Origin of the sequence: Halorubrum sp. PV6 (genome assembly GCF_003990725.2) — an archaeon.
Lineage (GTDB): Archaea > Halobacteriota > Halobacteria > Halobacteriales > Haloferacaceae > Halorubrum.
This window is the reverse complement of record NZ_CP030064.1, coordinates 835,886-854,181: the sequence shown is the minus strand read 5'-3', so window position 1 is coordinate 854,181 and position 18,296 is coordinate 835,886. Positions and strand designations below refer to the sequence as shown.

21 protein-coding genes are annotated in these 18,296 nt (G+C 66.7%); 11 read left to right on the top strand and 10 right to left on the bottom strand.

Going from position 1 to position 18,296, the window contains the following annotated elements; translation table 11 throughout:
- Positions 1-31: 31 nt before the first annotated feature.
- Both gfcR and DOS48_RS18055 read right to left on the bottom strand, forming a co-directional pair.
- Positions 32-667, bottom strand: coding sequence for a transcriptional regulator GfcR (gene gfcR, locus DOS48_RS18060; protein ID WP_127117078.1), 636 nt, complete (start codon positions 665-667; stop codon positions 32-34).
- Positions 654-1,724 (bottom strand): glucose 1-dehydrogenase, encoded by a 1,071-nt coding sequence (locus DOS48_RS18055; RefSeq protein ID WP_127117077.1) that lies wholly within the window; start codon positions 1,722-1,724, stop codon positions 654-656. The genes gfcR and DOS48_RS18055 overlap by 14 nt, the downstream gene beginning before the upstream one ends.
- A 106-nt stretch (positions 1,725-1,830) precedes the next feature.
- Between DOS48_RS18055 and DOS48_RS18050 the strand changes: the two genes are divergently transcribed.
- Together DOS48_RS18050 and DOS48_RS18045 are read left to right on the top strand one after the other, a co-directional pair.
- On the top strand, positions 1,831-2,637 hold the full coding sequence (locus DOS48_RS18050; RefSeq protein WP_127117076.1) for an NRDE family protein: 807 nt from the start codon (positions 1,831-1,833) through the stop codon (positions 2,635-2,637).
- Positions 2,638-2,693: 56 nt separating this feature from the next.
- Positions 2,694-3,047 carry a MarR family transcriptional regulator gene (locus tag DOS48_RS18045; protein ID WP_127117075.1) on the top strand — a complete coding sequence of 118 codons (354 nt, stop codon included), beginning with the start codon at positions 2,694-2,696 and terminating at the stop codon, positions 3,045-3,047.
- Positions 3,048-3,093: 46 nt separating this feature from the next.
- On the opposite strand, the gene DOS48_RS18040 is transcribed toward DOS48_RS18045, so the two are convergent.
- Positions 3,094-3,693 carry a hypothetical protein gene (locus tag DOS48_RS18040; RefSeq protein WP_127117074.1) on the bottom strand — a complete coding sequence of 200 codons (600 nt, stop codon included), beginning with the start codon at positions 3,691-3,693 and terminating at the stop codon, positions 3,094-3,096.
- Between the two features lie 133 nt (positions 3,694-3,826).
- Between DOS48_RS18040 and DOS48_RS18035 the strand changes: the two genes are divergently transcribed.
- A complete protein-coding gene (locus tag DOS48_RS18035) occupies positions 3,827-4,351 on the top strand; it encodes a halocyanin domain-containing protein (protein WP_127117073.1) in 525 nt (174 codons plus the stop codon).
- An 81-nt stretch (positions 4,352-4,432) separates the two neighbouring features.
- On the opposite strand, the gene DOS48_RS18030 is transcribed toward DOS48_RS18035, so the two are convergent.
- Entirely contained in the window at positions 4,433-4,951 is a 519-nt protein-coding gene (locus tag DOS48_RS18030; protein ID WP_127117072.1) for a hypothetical protein, read from the bottom strand.
- A 191-nt stretch (positions 4,952-5,142) separates the two neighbouring features.
- Here DOS48_RS18030 and DOS48_RS18025 point away from each other — a divergent pair, with 191 nt between their 5' ends.
- Both DOS48_RS18025 and DOS48_RS18020 read left to right on the top strand, forming a co-directional pair.
- Positions 5,143-5,418 carry a cytochrome C oxidase subunit IV family protein gene (locus DOS48_RS18025; RefSeq protein WP_127117071.1) on the top strand — a complete coding sequence of 92 codons (276 nt, stop codon included), beginning with the start codon at positions 5,143-5,145 and terminating at the stop codon, positions 5,416-5,418.
- A gap of 100 nt (positions 5,419-5,518) precedes the next feature.
- Positions 5,519-6,268, top strand: coding sequence for a GNAT family N-acetyltransferase (locus DOS48_RS18020; protein WP_127117070.1), 750 nt, complete (start codon positions 5,519-5,521; stop codon positions 6,266-6,268).
- A gap of 12 nt (positions 6,269-6,280) precedes the next feature.
- Here the strand turns inward: DOS48_RS18020 and DOS48_RS18015 are convergent, their stop codons facing one another.
- From DOS48_RS18015 to coxB, 4 genes are all read right to left on the bottom strand, one after another.
- Positions 6,281-7,273, bottom strand: coding sequence for an NAD-dependent epimerase/dehydratase family protein (locus DOS48_RS18015; RefSeq protein ID WP_127117069.1), 993 nt, complete (start codon positions 7,271-7,273; stop codon positions 6,281-6,283).
- A gap of 61 nt (positions 7,274-7,334) precedes the next feature.
- On the bottom strand, positions 7,335-7,481 hold the full coding sequence (locus DOS48_RS18010) for a hypothetical protein (RefSeq protein ID WP_168654246.1): 147 nt from the start codon (positions 7,479-7,481) through the stop codon (positions 7,335-7,337).
- A gap of 110 nt (positions 7,482-7,591) precedes the next feature.
- Complete coding sequence (locus DOS48_RS18005; protein WP_127117068.1) at positions 7,592-10,090, bottom strand: cbb3-type cytochrome c oxidase subunit I; 2,499 nt, start codon at positions 10,088-10,090, stop codon at positions 7,592-7,594.
- A complete protein-coding gene (gene coxB / locus DOS48_RS18000; RefSeq protein WP_127117067.1) occupies positions 10,087-10,875 on the bottom strand; it encodes a cytochrome c oxidase subunit II in 789 nt (262 codons plus the stop codon). The genes DOS48_RS18005 and coxB overlap by 4 nt, the downstream gene beginning before the upstream one ends.
- Before the next feature lie 353 nt (positions 10,876-11,228).
- On the opposite strand from coxB, the gene DOS48_RS17995 reads away from it, so the two are divergent.
- Positions 11,229-11,681, top strand: a complete 453-nt coding sequence (locus DOS48_RS17995; RefSeq protein ID WP_127117066.1) for a hypothetical protein — start codon at positions 11,229-11,231, stop codon at positions 11,679-11,681.
- Positions 11,682-11,837: 156 nt separating this feature from the next.
- Here DOS48_RS17995 and DOS48_RS17990 read toward each other — a convergent pair whose 3' ends face one another.
- On the bottom strand, positions 11,838-12,038 hold the full coding sequence (locus tag DOS48_RS17990; RefSeq protein ID WP_127117065.1) for a hypothetical protein: 201 nt from the start codon (positions 12,036-12,038) through the stop codon (positions 11,838-11,840).
- Positions 12,039-12,197: 159 nt separating this feature from the next.
- On the opposite strand from DOS48_RS17990, the gene DOS48_RS17985 reads away from it, so the two are divergent.
- The 4 genes from DOS48_RS17985 (at position 12,198) to DOS48_RS17970 (ending at position 16,051) form a co-directional block, all read left to right on the top strand.
- Positions 12,198-13,307, top strand: coding sequence for a GTP-binding protein (locus DOS48_RS17985; RefSeq protein WP_127117064.1), 1,110 nt, complete (start codon positions 12,198-12,200; stop codon positions 13,305-13,307).
- An 87-nt stretch (positions 13,308-13,394) separates the two neighbouring features.
- Positions 13,395-14,582 (top strand): redox-regulated ATPase YchF, encoded by a 1,188-nt coding sequence (locus DOS48_RS17980; RefSeq protein ID WP_127117063.1) that lies wholly within the window; start codon positions 13,395-13,397, stop codon positions 14,580-14,582.
- Positions 14,583-14,677: 95 nt separating this feature from the next.
- Positions 14,678-15,508, top strand: a complete 831-nt coding sequence (locus DOS48_RS17975) for an amidohydrolase family protein (RefSeq protein ID WP_127117062.1) — start codon at positions 14,678-14,680, stop codon at positions 15,506-15,508.
- Between the two features lie 45 nt (positions 15,509-15,553).
- A complete protein-coding gene (locus DOS48_RS17970) occupies positions 15,554-16,051 on the top strand; it encodes a DUF371 domain-containing protein (protein WP_127117061.1) in 498 nt (165 codons plus the stop codon).
- Positions 16,052-16,071: 20 nt separating this feature from the next.
- Here DOS48_RS17970 and DOS48_RS17965 read toward each other — a convergent pair whose 3' ends face one another.
- Positions 16,072-16,671: a CoA pyrophosphatase gene (locus DOS48_RS17965; RefSeq protein ID WP_127117060.1), complete on the bottom strand. Its 600-nt coding sequence runs from the start codon at positions 16,669-16,671 to the stop codon at positions 16,072-16,074.
- Between the two features lie 125 nt (positions 16,672-16,796).
- Here DOS48_RS17965 and proS point away from each other — a divergent pair, with 125 nt between their 5' ends.
- Positions 16,797-18,272 carry a proline--tRNA ligase gene (proS, locus tag DOS48_RS17960; RefSeq protein WP_127117059.1) on the top strand — a complete coding sequence of 492 codons (1,476 nt, stop codon included), beginning with the start codon at positions 16,797-16,799 and terminating at the stop codon, positions 18,270-18,272.
- Positions 18,273-18,296: the final 24 nt, after the last annotated feature.

Here is an 18,296-nt window from a genome sequence, read left to right as displayed (position 1 = left end):
AATGGGTTCCGCACGGGTGACGGCCCCGCGATTACTCCTCGCGGTCGACGCGAACCACGTCGACGAGCGAGTACACCGGGACGCCGTCTATCTCGTCGTAGCCGCGCTTGTCCACGAGCACGACGCAGGCGACGGGGTCGCCGCCCTGCTCGCGGATCGCGTCGATGGACTCTCGCATCGTCGTCCCCGAGGTGATGATGTCGTCGACGACGTAGCAGTCGCGGCCGCGGATCGCGGCGAAGTTCCGCGAGAACCCCCCGCCCTGCTCGTCGATGTCGCCTTCGTCCCACTGGTGTTTCGCGGGCGCGTACGTTCCCAGGTCTGTGTCGAGCCGGTCTGCGACCGCGGTCGCGAGGGGCGCGCCGGCCTTCTCGATGCCGACGGTCAGGTCGACCTCCTCGCCCTGCTTGGCAAGCAGATCCGCCATCGCGCTCGCCGCGTACCCGAGCCGCGTCGAGTCGCGCCCGAGCGCCGACCAGTCGATGTGGATGTCGGCCGTCGTGGTCGTCGCCGCCGTCTCGGTGTCCGCGTGGTTGCCGCCGCCGCGCTCGACGAGCCAGCTTGCGGTCTCACGCGAGACGTTCAGTTCGTCGGCGATTTCGCCCTTCGAAAGCCCGTGTTCCGCGAGTTCGGCCGCGCTGTCGATGAGGTCGTCAACGTTTTTCATATGTGTCGAATTCAACCGCCGTTTTAATAGTCGTGTCGTCATCCGCGAACGCGGCCTCGAACTCGTCGAGCCCGTACACTCCGGTGACGAGATCGTCGAGGAAGCCGGGCGAAAGGCGGGACAGCGAGTCGACGGCGGCCTCGAAGTGTTCGTACCCGGAGTTGACGCTGCCGACGAGCGCCTTGTTGTGGAGGACGAACTCGCGGTGAAGCCGGCCGCCGTCGATCTCGAACTCCCAGTCACCCGGCACGCCGAGCAGCGCGCCGACGCCGTTCGGCGCGAGCGCCTCGATGGTGTCGAACGCGTGGGGCGCGTACCCCGTCGCCTCGAAGACGAAGTCCATCGGCTCGTAGGCGTCCGGTACGGACGAGACCGGCGTCTCGTTCGAGTTGACGTACGTCGCGCCGAGCGACTCGATGATGTCGATCGTCGGGTCGGGACGCTCGCGCCGCCCGAGACAGTAGACCCGCTCGAACGACTCGTCCAGCGTCGCCACGGTCAACAGGCCGAGCGAGCCGTTCCCCAACACGAGCGCGGACTCCGGCGCCCACTGGAACGCCGACCGGCTGGCGTACGCGTGTTCGATCGCCTTCTCCGCTATCGAGACGGGTTCGACGAGGAACCCCCACTCGGCGAGGGCGGGGGGAATCTCAATCAAGAACTCCTCTGGCGTGGTGAAGTACTCCGCCATGAACCCGTGAGCGCCGACGATCCCGCGCTCGTGGTACTGGCCGTCCGGCGCCATGTCCGGCTCGCCGCGGGCGAAGTACTCGTTTTCGCCGTTCGGCGGGCGCCTGACGGTCGGCACCACGACGTCGCCGACCTCGAACGCCGTCCCGTTCGGGTCTTCGACCACGCCGACGGCCTCGTGCCCCAAGACGAGGTGGTCTTCGCCCTCGGGCGATCCCCCGTGCCCCCCGGCGATGACCTCGTGATCGGTCCCGTCGACGCCGACTCGCAGGGTTCGCACGAGTGCCTCTCCGGCGGCCGGCGTCGGTCGCGGCTTCTCTGTGACGACCGGTTCGCCCTCCCCGTCGTACACGGCGATCGCATTCATATCACTACCTTCGCGGCCAGCCACCAAAAGATTTCTTTTATACCGAGTAAAGAGTTTCACCCAGCCGATCGCGGGCTTTTCCTCGCGGGGCGCCGTATCTCCGGTCGTGTGCACGCTCACGCTCGCGTGGCGGGCGTTCGACGACGCCCCCGTCGCGCTCGCCGCGAACCGCGACGAAGCGATGGACCGGCCCGCCGAACCGCCGGCGCTGCGCGGCGACGACGACGACCGGTTCGTCGCGCCCCGCGACGCCGAAGCCGGCGGGACGTGGATCGGCGTCTCCGCGTCGGGAGTCGTCGTCGCGATTACGAACCGCTGGCTCGACGCCGACCGACAAGCCGACCGCTCGCGCGGGTTGCTCGTCCGCGACTGCCTGCAGACCGATTCGGCGACCGAGACCGTCGAGGCGGTCGAGCGCGCCGTCGCGAGTCGGTCGTACGACGGGTTCAACCTCGCCATCGCCGACGGCGACGACGCTTTCCTGCTCTCGTACGACGGGGAGTTGACGGTCACGCCGCTCGACCCCGGCGTCCACGTCGTCGGCAACGTCGGCGGCGTGGTCAACGGTGTCGAGCGCTTTTCGGTCCCGGACCGGCGGCGCGAGGTCGGCGAGGAGCGCGTCGAGAGCGCGCGCTCGGTCGCGAGCGCGCTGCCGCCCGAACCCGGTGAGTCGAGCGAGGAGTGGCTCGACCGGGCGAGCGCGACCCTCGCGGACCACGCCTACGGCGCGTGCCTCCACGGCGACGGGTTCGGTACCCGGTCGTTCACCCGGATCCGGACGACCGCCGACGCGGACGGGTCGGTCGCGTTCGCGTACGCCGACGGCCCGCCGTGCGAGACGCCCGCGGAGCCCGTGTCGCTGCCGGCCGGCTTCGGAGCCGTCGGCTCGCGTGGCGCGGACAGGTCGGCGTAGCGACGGCGACGGCGCGGAAAGCCAGTTTTAAGCGAGTCGCGGGCGGGTGTTAGCGTATGAGTGTGTCCGAACTCGAGGCCGACCTCTCGGAGGACGAACGCGCCGGCCTCGACCTCATCCGCGAGACCGGTGGCATCCACCAGAGCGACTTCTGGAAGGAACTCGACGTCTCTTCGCGGAAGGGAAGTCGGATCGCGGAGGCGCTAGAGGAGTCCGGGCTCATTCAGCGCTCGGACACCGTCTACGACGGTCACAACACGTACTACCTCGAACCCGCGCCTCGCGACCTCGACTTCTCGCTGCTCATGGCCGGCGACATGCTCTCGCCGTTCATCGGCGAGGAAGAGGTCGACGCGCAGGCCGACGCGTTCTCCCAGTGGATGATGAATCTCGCGTACGAAGAGTACTGAGCCGGCCGCGACACGGCTGCACCGGCCGCACTGACCCGTGTACCTCTTATCCGTCGACGGCGGGGTCGATCACGTCGTCGTCGACCCGGCGAATGCTCTCCGCTAACCGCGAGCCGTCGGGCACGGCACGGAGGAACGCTTCGGAGCCGAACGGGGCGTCCCCGTTGACCGACACCACGCCGAGGTCCGCGGGGGAACCGTCGAGCCCGGTGAGAAACCCGACCGTCCTGACCGCGGGCACGTCGTCGACTCGCGCCGCCGTGTCGACCGAGCCGTACAGCGACCGGTGAGTCGCGACGTGATAGACGCAGGTCGGGGTCGGGGCGAAACAGAGCAGGTACCGCGCGCCGGGTTGGGTGCGCCCGAGTTTCGGTCGGATCGCGTGGCGCTCGTCCGCGTGGAAGTACCGCTCCATGCGCCGGTACTGCCTGAGGATCTCGTTGGCGCCCGTCGCGGCCCGCACCGCCGCGTCGCTTTTTAACTCGATGACGTGGTCGACGCGCTCCGGCGTGTGACGGCGGACGTACACGTCGACGACCCCGCGCCGCCCCTCGGCGTCGTACGGCTCCTCCACGTTGATCTCGGGGTCGTCGTTGGTGGCCGCGTAGTGGTCGACCACGCGGGTCGCCAGGTCGTCTTCCCGCATAGGTAGGCAACGTCGACGGCCGCGAATAAACCCGCCGGCAGCGGGGCGATAGCGAATATATAACCTGCGGGGTATTCTCACCGAACGGCCGCCATCAAGGGGTTTGTAAGGCTAGAAACCGTACTAAATAGCGATGTCTGATAGACTGTCTAGACGGCGGTACGTCGCCGGAACCGGAGCCGCGTTGACCCTCGGAACGCTCGCCGGCTGTTCGGGCGGCGGGGACGGTGGCGACGGCGGCGACGGCTCCGACGGCGGCGACAGCGGCCCGGAGGCGCTCGACGACGTGCCGAGCGAAATCGACACCTACCTCAGCGAGGGCGAGGCCCGGATGTACGACGGGACGATCCTCGACTACACCGGGCAAGACGAGGTCAGCGTCGCGGTCGGCGCGGGCGACGTCGGCTTCGCGTTCGACCCGGCCGCGATCCGGGTCGACGCCGGCACGACCGTCGTCTGGGAGTGGACCGGGGAGGGCGGCGGACACAACGTGGCCTCCGCCGAGGGCTCCGAGACCGAGTTCGACAACGGCGAGACCGTGATGGAGGAGGGGTACACCTTCGAGCAGACGTTCGACGCCGCAGGGGTCAAGCTCTACGAGTGTACGCCCCACCGAGCGAACGGCATGCTCGGCGCCATCGAAGTCGTCGAAGCGTAACGCGACCTCGCACCGCAGTTCGGTTTTATCGAACGTGATCCCGGATAGCGACTGGACCGATCGTCTCGCCGGTGGCGTGCGTTACGGGAGGAACGACCATCGCACGTCGACGATCCGGTCGTCCGCGCTGGTGACCGTCGGCCGCGCGAGGTGGTCGTTGGCGTTGACGCCGGCGTCGGCCAGCCGCGAGAGCGACTCCGCCAGCGTTCGGTCCGAGCGCTCGACCGACGAATCGCGGGCGTACGGGGCGTCGATGGGGGCGGACCGATCGTTCGCGATCTCGATCGCCTCGGTGAGTTCGCCGCCGATCGCGTACGCCGGCTGGTGGAAGTGCCAGCCGTCGATGGATAAAAAGAGCCACACGTCGCCGTTGATCGTGTGATACTCCCCCGAGACGCGGGACGGGTCGTGGGCGACGACGCGGGAGAGGACGGCGGTTTTCGTCCGGTATAGCGCGTCCTTGCGGGCGGACTGGACGTTGCTTTCGGTGAGATCGCCGCGCTCGTAGGCGGCGGTCGCCTCGTCGGCGAACTGCTTTGCGACCTTGTTGACGACGTACAGCGATTCGAGCAGATCGGCTGTCGGTTCGAGCGGGTCCACGGTGATTCCGGCCGGGCTGCGACCGATGAGAGGTGCGCGCGTGGCGCGGATAGGCGTTTCGGGATCCGGAGTCGGCGGGTCCGGATCTGTCAGGCCACACCGATCGACGCGTGTCGCTGTCGGCCGCTCGGGGCCGCCGGTTCCCCGGATGGTTAATTCTTTAAGCACACGGCCGAAGGGGAATACAAGCAATGTCGCACGATTCGATCAAGTTGTACTCGGCCATCTACGTCGCGCTGCTGGTCGCGGCGACGCTGAATTTTATTCTCTTTGAGGCCGACTTCGTCAGTTTCACCTACGCCCAGGCGATTGCCGGAACGATGGTTATCGCGACCGTCAAGACGCTCCTCATCGTCGCGTACTTCCAGCACCTCCGGTGGGAGAACCGCTCGCTCACCTACGTGATGGCGCTCGCGCTCGCGCTCACCATGCTCCTGATGGCCGCCGCGACGTACTCCATCTCGTAAACCGAGCCCCGCTTTTCTCACGCCGTCCCCCAATTTACCGCGTTGCCGCAGCGTCTGTGGCTGCCTGTGCGTTTTTATATATACGCGTAAATGGATACGTATGGATCTGCGACCCGCAACGCTCGACGACATCGACAGCATCCGGACGATCGCACGCGAATCCCTGCTCGCGTCATACGGGCACGCGGTCGACGAGGCGCTGCTCGCAGAGGCCGTCGACGAGTGGTACGACCCCGAGGAGCTGAGCGCGGACATCGGCGACGAGGACACGGTGTTCCCGGTAGCCCTCGTCGACGGGACGGTCGTCGGGTTCGCCGAGAGTTACGTCGTCGGCCGACGCGAGCGCGTCGGCGAGATCGACTGGCTCCACGTCCATCCCGACCACCGGGGGTCCGGCGTGGGCTCGGAACTCCTCGAACGCGTGGAGTCGGACCTTCGCGCGGCCGATGTCGACCGGATCGAGGCGCGCGTCCTCGCGGACAACGAGGCCGGGACGGCCTTCTACGATCGAGAGGGGTACGACCTCGACGGCGAGCGCTCGGTGGAGATCGGCGACGAGGCGTTCGAAGAGCGAGAGTACCGAAAGCAGATCGGTCGGCTGGCCGGCATCTCCGAGGGCATCTACGAGACCGAGGACGGCGAGACGGTCCACGTCGCCTTCGACGAGAGCGACCGCGGCTCGCACGCCCCCTTCTACGTCGCGTACGCGGACGCCGAGATGAGCCAGCGGTACGGGTACCTCTGCGGGAACTGCGAGGGGACGAACATCGCCATCGACACGATGGACCGGATGGAGTGCCGCAAGTGCGGGAACCGGCGCAAGCCGGCTCGGTGGGACGCGGCGTACTGAGTCGCTCGCGACCTACAGCGTCTCTTTGACGCCCAACACGCGTTCCTCGTTTTCCCGTCCCGGATCCCACTCGCTGCCGTCGCGGTCGGCCTCGCGGTGTTCCGCGACGGTCCGCGCCATGGCCTCGTCGACCGGCGTCGACTCCCAGCCGAGGTCGGCGAGCGCACACGTGTCGAGCAGGTGGGGATGGTCCCGGTACAACACGAAGTCGTCCGGTTCGAGCCCGCCGGCCGCCAGCGCGTCGGCGCTCGCCGTGACGACCCGGCAGTCGGTCCCGGCGGCCTCGGCGATGGTTTCGAGCGTCGCTTCGAGCGTGAGTGCCCGCCGGTCGCCGACGTTGTACGCCCGCCCCGCCTCCCCGCGCTCGGCGACGATCCGGAGCGCGCTGGCCACGTCCTCGACGTACGCCCGGTGCCAGAGGTTCTGGCCGTCGCCGGGGACGACGACGCGCTCGTGCGCGAGCACTCGGTCGATCCAGTAGTCGAGCCGTTCCGTGTAGTCGTAGGGCCCGTAGACGATACACGGGCGCACGGCCATCGCCTGGACGCCCTCCTCGGCGGCCGCGAAGACCGCACGGTCGCCCTCCGCCTTTCGGTTCCCGTAGGTGTCGGACGTGTCGTCGGTCGCCTGCTCCGGCGAACACGACCGGAGCGGCGTCTCTCCCTCGCGTTTGGGTATCGATTCGGCCGCGTAACTGTCGCCCGACGAGATGTACACGTAGCCGTCGACGTCGGCGAACACGTCGGTCGCCGTCTCGACGTCGGCCGGCTGGTACGCGACGCAGTCGATCACGATGTCGGGCTCGGCCGAGAGTTTCGCCGTCCGCAGGTCGCGTTCGGTCTTTCGGTCGCCTTCGACGTGGGTCACCCGGCCGTCGTCGGCGAAGGGGTTCTCGTGGTTGCCGCGATTCAGCATGGTGACTTCGTACCCGTTCGCGAGCAGGTCGGAGACCGTATGCCGACCGATAAACCGCGTGCCGCCGATGACGAGTGCCGTCGCTGTCATACCGGGTCTCGGAGTAGCGCCCTCAAAAACGTGACCGAACCGGAACGGGTTACTTGTCGTGTTACTCGTCGTACTTTTCGCGGGGGCCGTCACCGCGCCAGCGACGGTACAGGAGGTACGCGACGCCGAGCCCAATAAACCAGGTCCCCACGCCGGCGAGCGCGAACCCGATACCGATCAGGAATTCGCCGGTCGGCACACCGAACATACCCGTGTTCGGCGACTCGGCCACATAAACGCTCCGAGGAGACGCGCCGCTGTGAGGGAGGCGTCTCAAAACGCGAACGAAATGAAAAACGAGCCGGGTCGGCGGCTACCTCAGAAGAGGTAGAACAGCGGGAAGATGAACACCCAGACGATGTCGACGAAGTGCCAGTAGAGGCCGAAGTACTCGATCGGCCGCTCGTCGTCTAGGTAGTGTCCCTGGTAGGCCCTGACGAACAGGAAGATGGCGACTACCAGTCCGATCACCACGTGGATCCCGTGGAGCCCGGTCGTCACGTAGTAGATCGACGCCTGAACCGGGTCGCCGTACGGGTTCTGTGCGAGGCGGACTCCCACGTCGTAGATCTCGTGGTGCCACTCCCACATCTTGATCCCGAGGAACACGAATCCGAGCAGGATCGTGCTCCCGAGCGACGCGAGGAGCCCCTGACGGCTGTTCCGGTGGGCCGCGACCAGCGCGAGGATCACCGTGAACGAGGAGGTGATCAGCACGAACGTGTTGATGAGGCCGGGCAGCGACTCCGTCAGCGGCTGCCACGTCATCCAGCCGGCGTTGTACCGGACGAAGATGGCCGCGGAGAGGAACGCGCCGAAGACGATCACGTCTGACGCGATGAAGAACCACATGCCCAGTTTCACCTTCTCGACGCCCTCGAAGGGCCACCGCTCGGCGAACTCGCTGGGCGGGGCGTAGAAGTCTTCGAGCCCCCACTTCACGCCGGTCCAGATCAGCCCGGCCATCCCGACGAGGACGAGGATGGGGTACACCGGGTTCGAGACGGTGAGCGTGGTGTCTGCGAGCGACTCACCGACGGCGAACGACAGCGCCTCGCTGAACCCGGAGAGCCCGAGCAGCATCACGCCGAGCGCGAACGAGAGCGCGAACGGCCAGATGCTCGCGTGGCTCGGGTGTTCGTCCCAGTGCGGGTACTTCGTGATGTGTTCTTCGTGGCTGCTGCCGCCGTCCGTCGCCGCGTTGCCGTCGGCGTCGGCCTTCAGGGCCGGGCCGCCGTCAGGCACGTAGTCTTTGACGAACTCGAGTTTACCGGACGCGTACGAGGGGCGGTTCGGCCAGTTCTCAAGCGGCGGGGGCGAGGAGACCGCCCACTCCGCCGTCCGCGAGTAGTCCCACGGGTTGTCGCCGGCGGGTTCGCCGGAGACGTAGGACTTCGCGAAGTTGTAGAACATGATGAAAAACGAGAACCCGAGGATGAAGGCTCCGATCGTCCCGAACTGGTGGAAGATCTGGAACTCGGGGTTGTACTCGAAGACGCGGCGGGGGGTCTCCCAGCCGAGGAACATCGAGAAGTACACCATGTTGAAACTGATGAAGAAGATGACGAAGTGGATCTTCCCCAGCAGTTCGTCGTACATCTTTCCGGTCACCTTCGGGAACCAGTAGTAGGCCCCGCCGAACAGCGCGGTCGCACCGCCGAACATCACGTAGTGGAAGTGGGCGACCACCCAGTAGGTGCCGCGGAACTCGTAGTCGAGGACGATCGCGCCGAGGAACACCCCGGTGATGCCGCCGAGGATGAACAGCAGCAGCGCCCCGAACGCGAAGAGGAACGGCGTCGTGAACTGCACGCGCCCCTTGATCAGGGTGTAAATCAGCGAGAACACCAGCAGGTCGAAGGGGAGTGAGATCCCGATGGTGGTCGCCATCATCAGGGTCTTGATCTCCAGGTTGATCGTCGTCAGGAACATGTGGTGCATCCACACGAGGAACGACTGGACGGAGATGAGACAGATGGAGATAATCACCCACTTCCGACCGACGAGCCGGCGTCCGGAGAACGTCTGGAACAGCTCCAACATCACGCCCAACGCCGGGAAGAAGACGATGTACACCTCGGGGTGACCGAAGAACCAGAAGAGGTGGCCCCAGAGGAGAGAGCCGCCCTCAGTAGCCGAGAAGTACACGCTGCCGAGGACCCGGTCAGACGCCAAGATGAGTCCGAGAGCGAGCAGCGCCGCGAACGCGAACAGCATCATCCACGCGGTCGTGAGGATAGACCAGGTGAACATCGGCATGTCCATGATGCCCATCCCCTCCGCGCGGGAGTGGTGTATCGACGTGAGGAAGTTCACCGTCGACGCGGTGACGCCGACGACGAACATGAACAGCGCGAGTACCGCCCCGGTGGACCCGATACTCGGCGTGTACATCGGAATGTTCAGCGGGGCGTACATCGTCCAGCCAGCGCTGAGCGTGCCGCCCTGGAAGAAGCTGATTCCGAGGAGAACGCCCGAAAGCAGGTACATCCAGTACGAGAGCGCGTTCAGCCGGGGGAACGCGAGGTCGTCGGCACCGATCTGCAAGGGCACGAAGTAGTTCGCGAACCCGAATCCGAAGGGTGAGAGGAACCAGAACACCATGATCATCCCGTGGGCGGTGACGGCCTCGTTGTACGCCAGCCCGGAGAGGATCTGGCTCGTCGGGTCCCACAGCTGCATCCGGATGAGCAGCGCGAGCACCCCGCCGAAAAGCAGGAAGAACAGCGCGGTGATAGTGTAGAGGATGCCGATGTCTTTGTGGTTCGTCGTGACGAACCAGCGCTTGACGGACGTGGTCGGTGGGAGTTCGCTCATGCGCTCACACCTCCGAGCGCCGCCCCGCTAACGCGTGCGGGACTGTCGGTACCGACGCCGCCTTCGACGTTGGCGTCGCTGCTACCGGTTCCCTCGTACCACTCTTCCCACTCGTCTTGCGGGATGACGGTGATCTGTCCTTTCATCGCGGAGTGGCCGGGTCCGCAGAGCTCGAAGCACTCGATCATGTACGTGGCTTCGCCGCCCTGCGCCTGGACCTCTTCGGAACTTACGGAGAACCAGTTGGTGTTGGTGTCTCCGGGGATGGCGTCGGACTTGATCCGTAAGTCCGACGAGCCAAAGTTGTGCCACACGTCCCGTGAGGTCACTGTGATGTCGATCCGCGTGTCGGCGGGCACGGTCAGTTCACCGGTCGTGCTGTGGCCGTTGGGGTACTCGAAGTCCCAGCCGTACTGGTAGCCTTCGACCATGATCTCGATGTTGTCACCCTCCGCATCCGGGCCGTCTTCGACGTACAGGAGGATCCCGTACGCGTACACGACGAGGCTGATGACGACGATGGCGCTCAACCCGAAGGAGAGGAAGAGCTTCTTTGCTTTCGGACCGCCCTGTCCCGTCGGGAGCTCGCCGACCTGTGGCGCGTCGAACCCCTCTCTGGGTTCGCCGCCGTCGTCGCGGTACTTGTACACGTTCCACAGCGTGTACGCGACGACGACCGTTCCGACCAGCGTTCCCAGCGCGAGGAAGACGAAGAAAATCTCGTCGAAGACCTCCGCCTGCGCGCGCCAGTCGCTCCCCTGTTGCAGGATAAGTGTGTCTATCATGTTCGTCTCTTTGCTCTTGTCTACTCCTTGGCGAAGGCGCAGTTAACTCTTGTGTGAATGGCCGCGGCGTGACCCCCTGAAACAGCCACAGTAGCGCCCGGCCAACGTATCACTGCGAAAGCGTAACTCGCCCGTGAGTCGCCCAGCGTCGCCGCCGGGGGTGCTGACAGCCCGTGTGGTGAGCGGGGCGGTCGAATCGGCCGGTAGCACAGTCGAGGGGCTGTCGGCAGCGCGGACGAGCCGACGGGCACAGCGTATGGGAAGTCGACCGGCACAGCGTACGGGAAGTCGACCGGCACAACATACGAAGGCTATTTGTACGCGGGAACGGACCTGCTTACAACGAACTCACCATGGTCTCACTCACGCTCTTGAGTACGGCACTGATGGGGCTGCTCGTCGTGGGCACCTTCGTCGCCGTCGCGCAGATCGGCGCGAAACGCACCGCCCCAGGCGCCGGATCGATCAGCAGGTACGATGCGATCACCGGCACCCTCAGCGAGGTCGCCCAGAAACCGATAACCTGGGCGATCTCGTTTATCCTGATCACGGTCGGTATCGGCGCGGTCGCGCTCCTCGCGGTCGGGAGCTTCGGCGTGCCGGAAGGGCTCTCCGGGAGTCTGCTCACCCTCGTGTACGCCGCGGTCGCGCTGTTGATCGCCGGCTTCGTCTTCTTCGGCGCCTACTTCGGCGCCCGCGGGCGTGGCCTCGGGAACGCGCACGGCGTCGCGGCCGGGTCGTTCGCGGCCGGACTGCTGTTCCTCGTGCTCATCGTGGCACAGCTGCTCGTCGGCGTCATCGGGTAAGTCGTCGGCGCGTTCGGCGGGACGCCGACTTTGGACGGTTCGACGGGCAGGCGGCCGGCTGATTCGACGAGTTCTCCTGCTGCTGGTGAGATTTTTAGGAGCGACGAAGAGCGACGAGGAGTACGATCGAGCGGCAGAGTCGGTCGGTAGGGGCAGTCAGGCGACCGCGACGCCGTTCCGCGCGAGGAAGTTGCTCGCGGCCTTGATTTCGACCGGACTCCCGATGATCCGGTAGTGGTCATCGGTTTCGACAATCGTCACCGTGAATCGCTCGCAGACCCCGTCTCGTAACCCGTCGAGCGCGCAACGAGGGAGGACGATCTGCGTGCTGTCACGGAGGATCGTCGGATCGGGCATTCGACGTGTCAACTCTCACGATCCCTCGGGATAATCGTGTCGAAATATCACCGTTTCCAGCCCGTTCGACTCGGGTCTCCCGCAAGCCGGCGAACCCGACGACTCGGCTGCGAGGCGGAAGGAACACCTTTAACGAGCCGAACGGCCGACAGTAGCATAATGGGACTGGAAGAGGAGATAGAGGACCTCCGCGAGGAGATCGCCAACACGCCCTACAACAAGGCCACGGAGGCTCACGTCGGGCGACTGAAGGCGAAGCTCGCGGAAAAAAAGGAGAAACTGGAAAACCAGTCCTCCGCCGGCGGCGGCCACGGGTACGCCGTCGAGAAACACGGGGACGCCACGGTCGCGCTCGTCGGGTTCCCGAGCGTGGGGAAGTCCACCCTCATCAACGCCTTGACCAACGCCGACAGCGAGGTCGGCTCCTACGAGTTCACGACCCTCGACGTCAACCCCGGTATGCTGCAGTACCGCGGCGCGAACATCCAGATATTGGACGTGCCCGGACTGATCGAGGGCGCCGCCGGCGGACGCGGCGGCGGGAAGGAGGTGTTGTCCGTGGTTCGAACCGCCGATCTGGTCGTGTTTATGCTCTCGGTGTTCGAAATCGAGCAGTACGACCGACTCCGCGAGGAGCTGTACAACACGAACATCCGCCTCGACACGGAGCCGCCGAACATCAACATCCGAAAGACGCACAAAGACGGCATCGGGGTGACGATGAGCGACGACGTGAGCCTCGACGAGGGGACGGTCAAGCAGGTCCTCCGCGAGTACGGCTACGTCAACGCCAAGGTGACCATCCCCCACGATCTGACTATCGACGAGCTGGTCGACGCCGTGATGGACAACCGCGAGTACCTCCCTTCGATGGTCTCCGTCAACAAGGCGGACCTCATCGACAAGAGCTACTTGCCGACGGTCAAGGAGGAACTCCGCGAGCGCGACCTCGACCCCGACGACGTGCTCTTCATCTCGGCCGAGAAGGAGCTCGGGCTCGACGGGCTCAGAGAGCGCCTCTGGGAGGAGCTCGGTCTCATCCGAATTTACATGGACAAGCCCGGTCGCGGCGTCGACTACGAGGAGCCGCTGATCTTGTTCGAGGGCGACACCGTCGGCGATGCCTGTACGAAGATCGGCGGCGAGTTCGACGAGCGATTCAAGTTCGCGCGCGTCTCGGGGACGAGCGCGAAACACGACGACCAGCAGGTCGGGAAGGGCCACGAGCTGGCCGACGAGGACGTGCTGCGGATCATCGCGCGGAAGTGAGATACCGTCCGGTCGGTCGCCGATAGCGACGACGCGGTCGTCGCGTCCGACCGAAAGGCGCTTTTTACGGGGCCGCGACGCACGACCATGATAACGGTCGCGCTCGCGGGCAAGCCGAACGCCGGCAAGTCCACCTTTTATACCGCCGCCACGATGGCCGACGTCGACGTGGCGAACTACCCGTTCACGACCATCGACGCCAACCGCGGGGTGACACACGTCCGCACGGAGTGTCCCTGTCTCGACCGCGAGGAGCGGTGCGGCGCCGAGAACTGCCGCGACGGGAAGCGGTACGTCCCCGTCGAACTCCTCGACGTGGCGGGGCTCGTTCCGGGCGCCCACGAGGGGAAGGGCCTCGGCAACCAGTTCCTCGACGAGTTGACGAACGCGGACGTCGTCCTCAACGTCGTCGACGCCTCCGGCGCGACGAACGCGGAGGGCGAGCCGGTCGAGGTCGGCGCGCACGACCCCCTCGACGACGTCGACTTCATCGAGGAGGAGATGGACCTGTGGCTCGCGGGGATCGTCGAGCGCAACTGGGAGGGCGTCGAGCGACAGTCGCGCTCGCCCGACTTCGACTTGGAGGCGGCGGTCACCGACCTGCTGACCGGGTTCGGCGCGACGGAGCACGACGTGACGGCCGTCCTGCGCGGGCTGGAGTACCCGGAAGACCCGCAGGCCTGGACCGAGGCCGACCGCGAGGCGCTCGCGCGGGCGATCCGGCGGCGGACGAAACCGATCGTCGTCGTGGCGAACAAAGTCGACGCGGCGCCGGAGGGCGCGGTCGACCGGCTCAGAGACGGGACCGACAAGCCGGTTATTCCAGCGACGGCCGACGGCGAACTCGGGCTCCGCCGCGCCGCCGAGGCGGGCGTCGTCGACTACGACCCGGGCGACGAGGCGTTCGACGTTGTCGGCGACGTCTCGGACGGCCAGCGTACCGGCCTTGCGGCGATCCGATCGGCGATGGACCAATACGGGGGGACGGGCGTGCAAACCGCACTGAACGCCGCAGTGTACGATCTGCTCGACCGAATCACCGTCTACCCCGTCCAAGACGCCTCGAAGTGGACAGACGGAACCGGAAACGTCCTCCCAGACGCGTTTCTCCTGCAGTCGGGAGCGACCCCGCCGGATCTGGCCTACGCGGTCCACACCGACATTGGCGAGGGGTATCTCCACGCGGTCGACGCGCGCTCTGCTCGCCGGATCGGCGAGGACCGCGAACTCTCGGAGGGGGACGTAATAAAAATCGTCTCGACTGCTGGGCCGTGAGGGCCTAAGAAGCGCCTCGGGAGACGACCGCAACCCCTACAATGAGACGACCGCGACCGACAGGCACATGCGGGTCGCCCGAGACGGGTCGGTAGATGCTCGGGCTGGAACACGACTTCCGGATCGTCGACACCCGCGCGACGCTTGACCCCGACGAGTCGTCGGTCGCGACCCACGGGCGGGACATCTCCCCCGAACTGCTGGAGCGCGAGATGTTGCAGGCCGGCGTCGTCCGCGCGGTCGCGAGCCCCGGTCAGCGCGCGCCCGGACGGAGTTACCTCCGCGCGAACAACGCGGTCGCGCGGCTCTCGATCGACCGCCCATTCGTCGCGTTCGCCCGACTCAACGGCCCCCGCGATCCGGGGACCGGCCCGCTCTCTGCGATCCGGAACCTCCGTGCCGAGCGCGACGACCACCACGCCCGGCCCGACGACGTCGAGCAGTACTCCTACGACGACCGCTTCCACGGGTTCACGCTCGTCCCCCACGCCGACGGGCTCCCGAACGAGGACGTGCTCACCCGCTTGGAGGCCGCCGACCTGCCCGTCATCGTCCACGCCGGCACGCGGTTTCCGCCGGAGGCCGTCGAGCGCGAACTGCTCGACTACGATATGCCCGTCGTCCTCGCCAGTTTCGGCGGGTACCCGCTCGACGCCGACCTGATGCACGAGACCCTCGGACTGTTGGGCGAGTACGACCGACTCTACGTCGAGACGAGCGCCGTGCGCTACCGGGAGGTCCTCGAACGCGGCGTCTTGGAACACCCGGACCGCGTGCTCTTCGGGTCGGGCGCGCCGGACGTCCACCCGAACATCGGCGTGATGGAGATCCTCACGCTCGACGTCTCCGAGGACCTCATGCGTCGCGTGTTCGCGAAGAATCCCGCGCGGCTGATCCCCGCGCTGGCCGAGGGCGCGGACGTCTGAGCGCGATTGCGGTAGCCACTTATCGCGCCGCCGAAAGCGAGAGGTATGAGCGACGCAGACGCCACGAGCGAACCGACCGCCGACGGGGACGCCGCGGGCGACACCCTCGTCGAGGTCGTTCGCGCCGTCGGTCACGAACACGTCAGCGCCGACCACGCCAGCACGTTCGAACTCACGACCGACGACTGGCTCACCCCCGCGGGCGACTGCATCGTCGGCGTCGAGGCCGACCGAACCCCCCGCGATTTCGCCCCCGCGTTCCGTGAGGCCTGCCGGGACCCGAACGCGACCATCGAGGCGACGCTCGTGGTCGAGGCGGGGGAAAGCGAGTTCAGCGAGACGATCACGGGCCGCGGCGATCCGGAACTGACGCTCCTCGACGACCGCTCGATGGTCGGTCGGACGAGCGACTACACCGACGACGAACGAACGATTCTCGTCGACGGCGACGGCGCCGCGGCCGACCTCGACCGCGACCTCGTTGCCGCGCTCGCGAACGGCGCAGATCTAACGCTGCGACTGCGCGTGACGCCCGACGCGTGAGACGGTTTTTTAAGTAGTACTTAAATCGGAAGCTCCGCGTCCGCGCCGACGACCCGGTCGACCTCCTCTGGCGCGCGCCAGTCCGAGGTCCGCTCCAACAGTTGGACGACCATCCGGCCGGTGACGCCCCAGACGGTGTAGCCGCCGACGTGGAAGTAGTGGACGCGGTGGTCGCCGTAGTCCGGGTGGCCGACGCGGCGCTCCGACTCGTAGTTCGCGGGGTCCATCAGCCCCTCGACGGGGAGGACGACCACCTCCGCGACCTCCGACTCGTCGGGAATGTACTCCCGGTCGGGCGCGACGCCGACGAAGGGGCGGACCGCGTAGTCGCTGCTGGTTCGCGTGTCGTCGATGCGGCCGACCACGTCGACCTCCTCCGGCCGCAGCCCCACCTCCTCGTCGGCCTCCCGGAGCGCGGTGTCGGTCAGCGTTCGGTCGACCGGTTCGCGACCGCCGCCGGGAAAACTCATCTGTCCGGGGTGTTCGCCGAGGTGCGCGGCTCGCTTCGTGAAGAGGAGGTGCGCCGCGCCGTCGCGCTCGATGACGGGGGCTAACACCGCCGCCTCTCGGCGACCGGCAAGCGACCGCGACGCGTACCGGCGGAGCCCCGACAGGTTCATACCCGACGTAGACCGCCTGACGCCGTTAACCTTTCTCCGGCCGGCGGGCGAGACGGAGGCCGCTGCGGGCGGCGACGACGGCTCCTTCGGACCTTTTAAGCCCGCGACCCGCCCTGTGAGGAACAATGAGCGACGACGACCAGGAGCTCGGTATCACCGAGTCCAAGTCACACAACACCGGCGAGTGGTACGCCGAAGTCGTACAGAAGGCCGGGCTCGCGGACTACGGGCCCGAGGGGATGAGCGGGTTCATCGTCACCCGACCGCGCGCCTACGGCGTCTGGGAGCGCCTCCAGGGGTTCCTCGACGCGAAGTTCAAAGACACCGGCGTCCAGAACGCCTACTTCCCCCTCTTCATCCCGGAGTCGTACCTCGAACGCGAGAAGGACATCGTCGAGGGGTTCGACCCCGAGGTGGCGTGGGTGACGGAAGCGGGGAACAAAGAACTCGAGGAGCGCCTCGCGGTCCGACCGACCTCCGAGTCGATCATCACGCCCTACCTCAGCCAGTGGGTCCGGAGCCACCGTGACCTCCCGCTGCGCGTGAACCAGTGGTGTTCGGTCGTGCGCTGGGAGGCGACGGAGACGAAGCCGTTCTTCCGCACGAAGGAGTTCCTCTGGCAGGAGGGCCACACCGCCCACGCGACGAGCGAGGACGCCTGGGATGAGACGATGACGCGGCTCGACCAGTACGCCTCCGTCTACGAGGATCTGCTGGCGATGCCCGTTCTGAAAGGCCAAAAGCCCGACCACGACACCTTCCCCGGCGCGAAGACGACCACGACGGTCGAAGCGTTGATGCCCGACGGGAAGTCGGTCCAGGCCGGGACGTCTCACCACCTCGGGCAGTCGTTCGCCGAGGCGTTCGGCATCACGTACTCCGACGAAGACGAGGAGGAGCGGCTCGCACACACCACCTCGTGGGGACTCTCGTGGCGCGCGCTCGGCGCGCTTATCATGACCCACTCCGACGAGCAGGGGCTCGTGCTCCCGCCCGGCGTCGCCCCCGAACAGGTCGTCGTCGTCCCGATCTGGCAGGAGGACACGAAAGACGACGTGCTGGCGTACGCCGAGGGCGTCGCCGACGAACTCGACGACGCGGGGATCCGGGTCGAACTCGACGACCGCGACGAGCGCAATCCCGGCTTCAAGTTCAACGAACACGAGCTCAACGGCGTCCCGCTCCGGATCGAGATCGGCCCCCACGAGGTCGAGGACGAGGAACTCACCTTCGTCCACCGGCCCGACGGCGAGAGCGTTGTCGAAGCCCGCGACGGGGTCGTCGAGACGGTCTGCGACCACTTCGATACGGTGTACGCGAAGCTGTACACCGCCGCGGAAGAGACCCTCGACGGCGAGGTTCGCGAGGCCGACGACCGCGCCGACATCCTCGGGACGCTCGGCCAGCACGGCGGCTACGTGAAAGCGCCGTGGTGCGGCGAGGAGGCCTGCGAGGAGCCGATCAAAGAGCCGATGGCCGCCGAGATCGTGATGGTCCCGTTCGAGGACGACGACCCGCTCCGCGAGACGGACCACGACGAGACCTGCGCGATCTGCGACGACGACGCCGAGCGAACCGCGTACTTCGCGAAGTCGTACTGAGCCGAAGAGCACGGTTCTACCCAC

What these genes read in the sequence shown, in the direction of transcription:
- gfcR (WP_127117078.1), bottom strand. Translation starts at nt 667, where the DNA reads ATGAAAAACGTTGACGACCTCATCGACAGCGCGGCCGAACTCGCGGAA.
- DOS48_RS18055 (WP_127117077.1), bottom strand. Translation starts at nt 1,724, where the DNA reads ATGAATGCGATCGCCGTGTACGACGGGGAGGGCGAACCGGTCGTCACA.
- DOS48_RS18045 (WP_127117075.1), top strand. Translation starts at nt 2,694, where the DNA reads ATGAGTGTGTCCGAACTCGAGGCCGACCTCTCGGAGGACGAACGCGCC.
- DOS48_RS18040 (WP_127117074.1), bottom strand. Translation starts at nt 3,693, where the DNA reads ATGCGGGAAGACGACCTGGCGACCCGCGTGGTCGACCACTACGCGGCC.
- DOS48_RS18035 (WP_127117073.1), top strand. Translation starts at nt 3,827, where the DNA reads ATGTCTGATAGACTGTCTAGACGGCGGTACGTCGCCGGAACCGGAGCC.
- DOS48_RS18025 (WP_127117071.1), top strand. Translation starts at nt 5,143, where the DNA reads ATGTCGCACGATTCGATCAAGTTGTACTCGGCCATCTACGTCGCGCTG.
- DOS48_RS18020 (WP_127117070.1), top strand. Translation starts at nt 5,519, where the DNA reads ATGGATCTGCGACCCGCAACGCTCGACGACATCGACAGCATCCGGACG.
- DOS48_RS18015 (WP_127117069.1), bottom strand. Translation starts at nt 7,273, where the DNA reads ATGACAGCGACGGCACTCGTCATCGGCGGCACGCGGTTTATCGGTCGG.
- DOS48_RS18010 (WP_168654246.1), bottom strand. Translation starts at nt 7,481, where the DNA reads ATGTTCGGTGTGCCGACCGGCGAATTCCTGATCGGTATCGGGTTCGCG.
- DOS48_RS18005 (WP_127117068.1), bottom strand. Translation starts at nt 10,090, where the DNA reads ATGAGCGAACTCCCACCGACCACGTCCGTCAAGCGCTGGTTCGTCACG.
- coxB (WP_127117067.1), bottom strand. Translation starts at nt 10,875, where the DNA reads ATGATAGACACACTTATCCTGCAACAGGGGAGCGACTGGCGCGCGCAG.
- DOS48_RS17995 (WP_127117066.1), top strand. Translation starts at nt 11,229, where the DNA reads ATGGTCTCACTCACGCTCTTGAGTACGGCACTGATGGGGCTGCTCGTC.
- DOS48_RS17990 (WP_127117065.1), bottom strand. Translation starts at nt 12,038, where the DNA reads ATGCCCGATCCGACGATCCTCCGTGACAGCACGCAGATCGTCCTCCCT.
- DOS48_RS17985 (WP_127117064.1), top strand. Translation starts at nt 12,198, where the DNA reads ATGGGACTGGAAGAGGAGATAGAGGACCTCCGCGAGGAGATCGCCAAC.
- DOS48_RS17980 (WP_127117063.1), top strand. Translation starts at nt 13,395, where the DNA reads ATGATAACGGTCGCGCTCGCGGGCAAGCCGAACGCCGGCAAGTCCACC.
- DOS48_RS17975 (WP_127117062.1), top strand. Translation starts at nt 14,678, where the DNA reads ATGCTCGGGCTGGAACACGACTTCCGGATCGTCGACACCCGCGCGACG.
- DOS48_RS17970 (WP_127117061.1), top strand. Translation starts at nt 15,554, where the DNA reads ATGAGCGACGCAGACGCCACGAGCGAACCGACCGCCGACGGGGACGCC.
- DOS48_RS17965 (WP_127117060.1), bottom strand. Translation starts at nt 16,671, where the DNA reads ATGAACCTGTCGGGGCTCCGCCGGTACGCGTCGCGGTCGCTTGCCGGT.
- proS (WP_127117059.1), top strand. Translation starts at nt 16,797, where the DNA reads ATGAGCGACGACGACCAGGAGCTCGGTATCACCGAGTCCAAGTCACAC.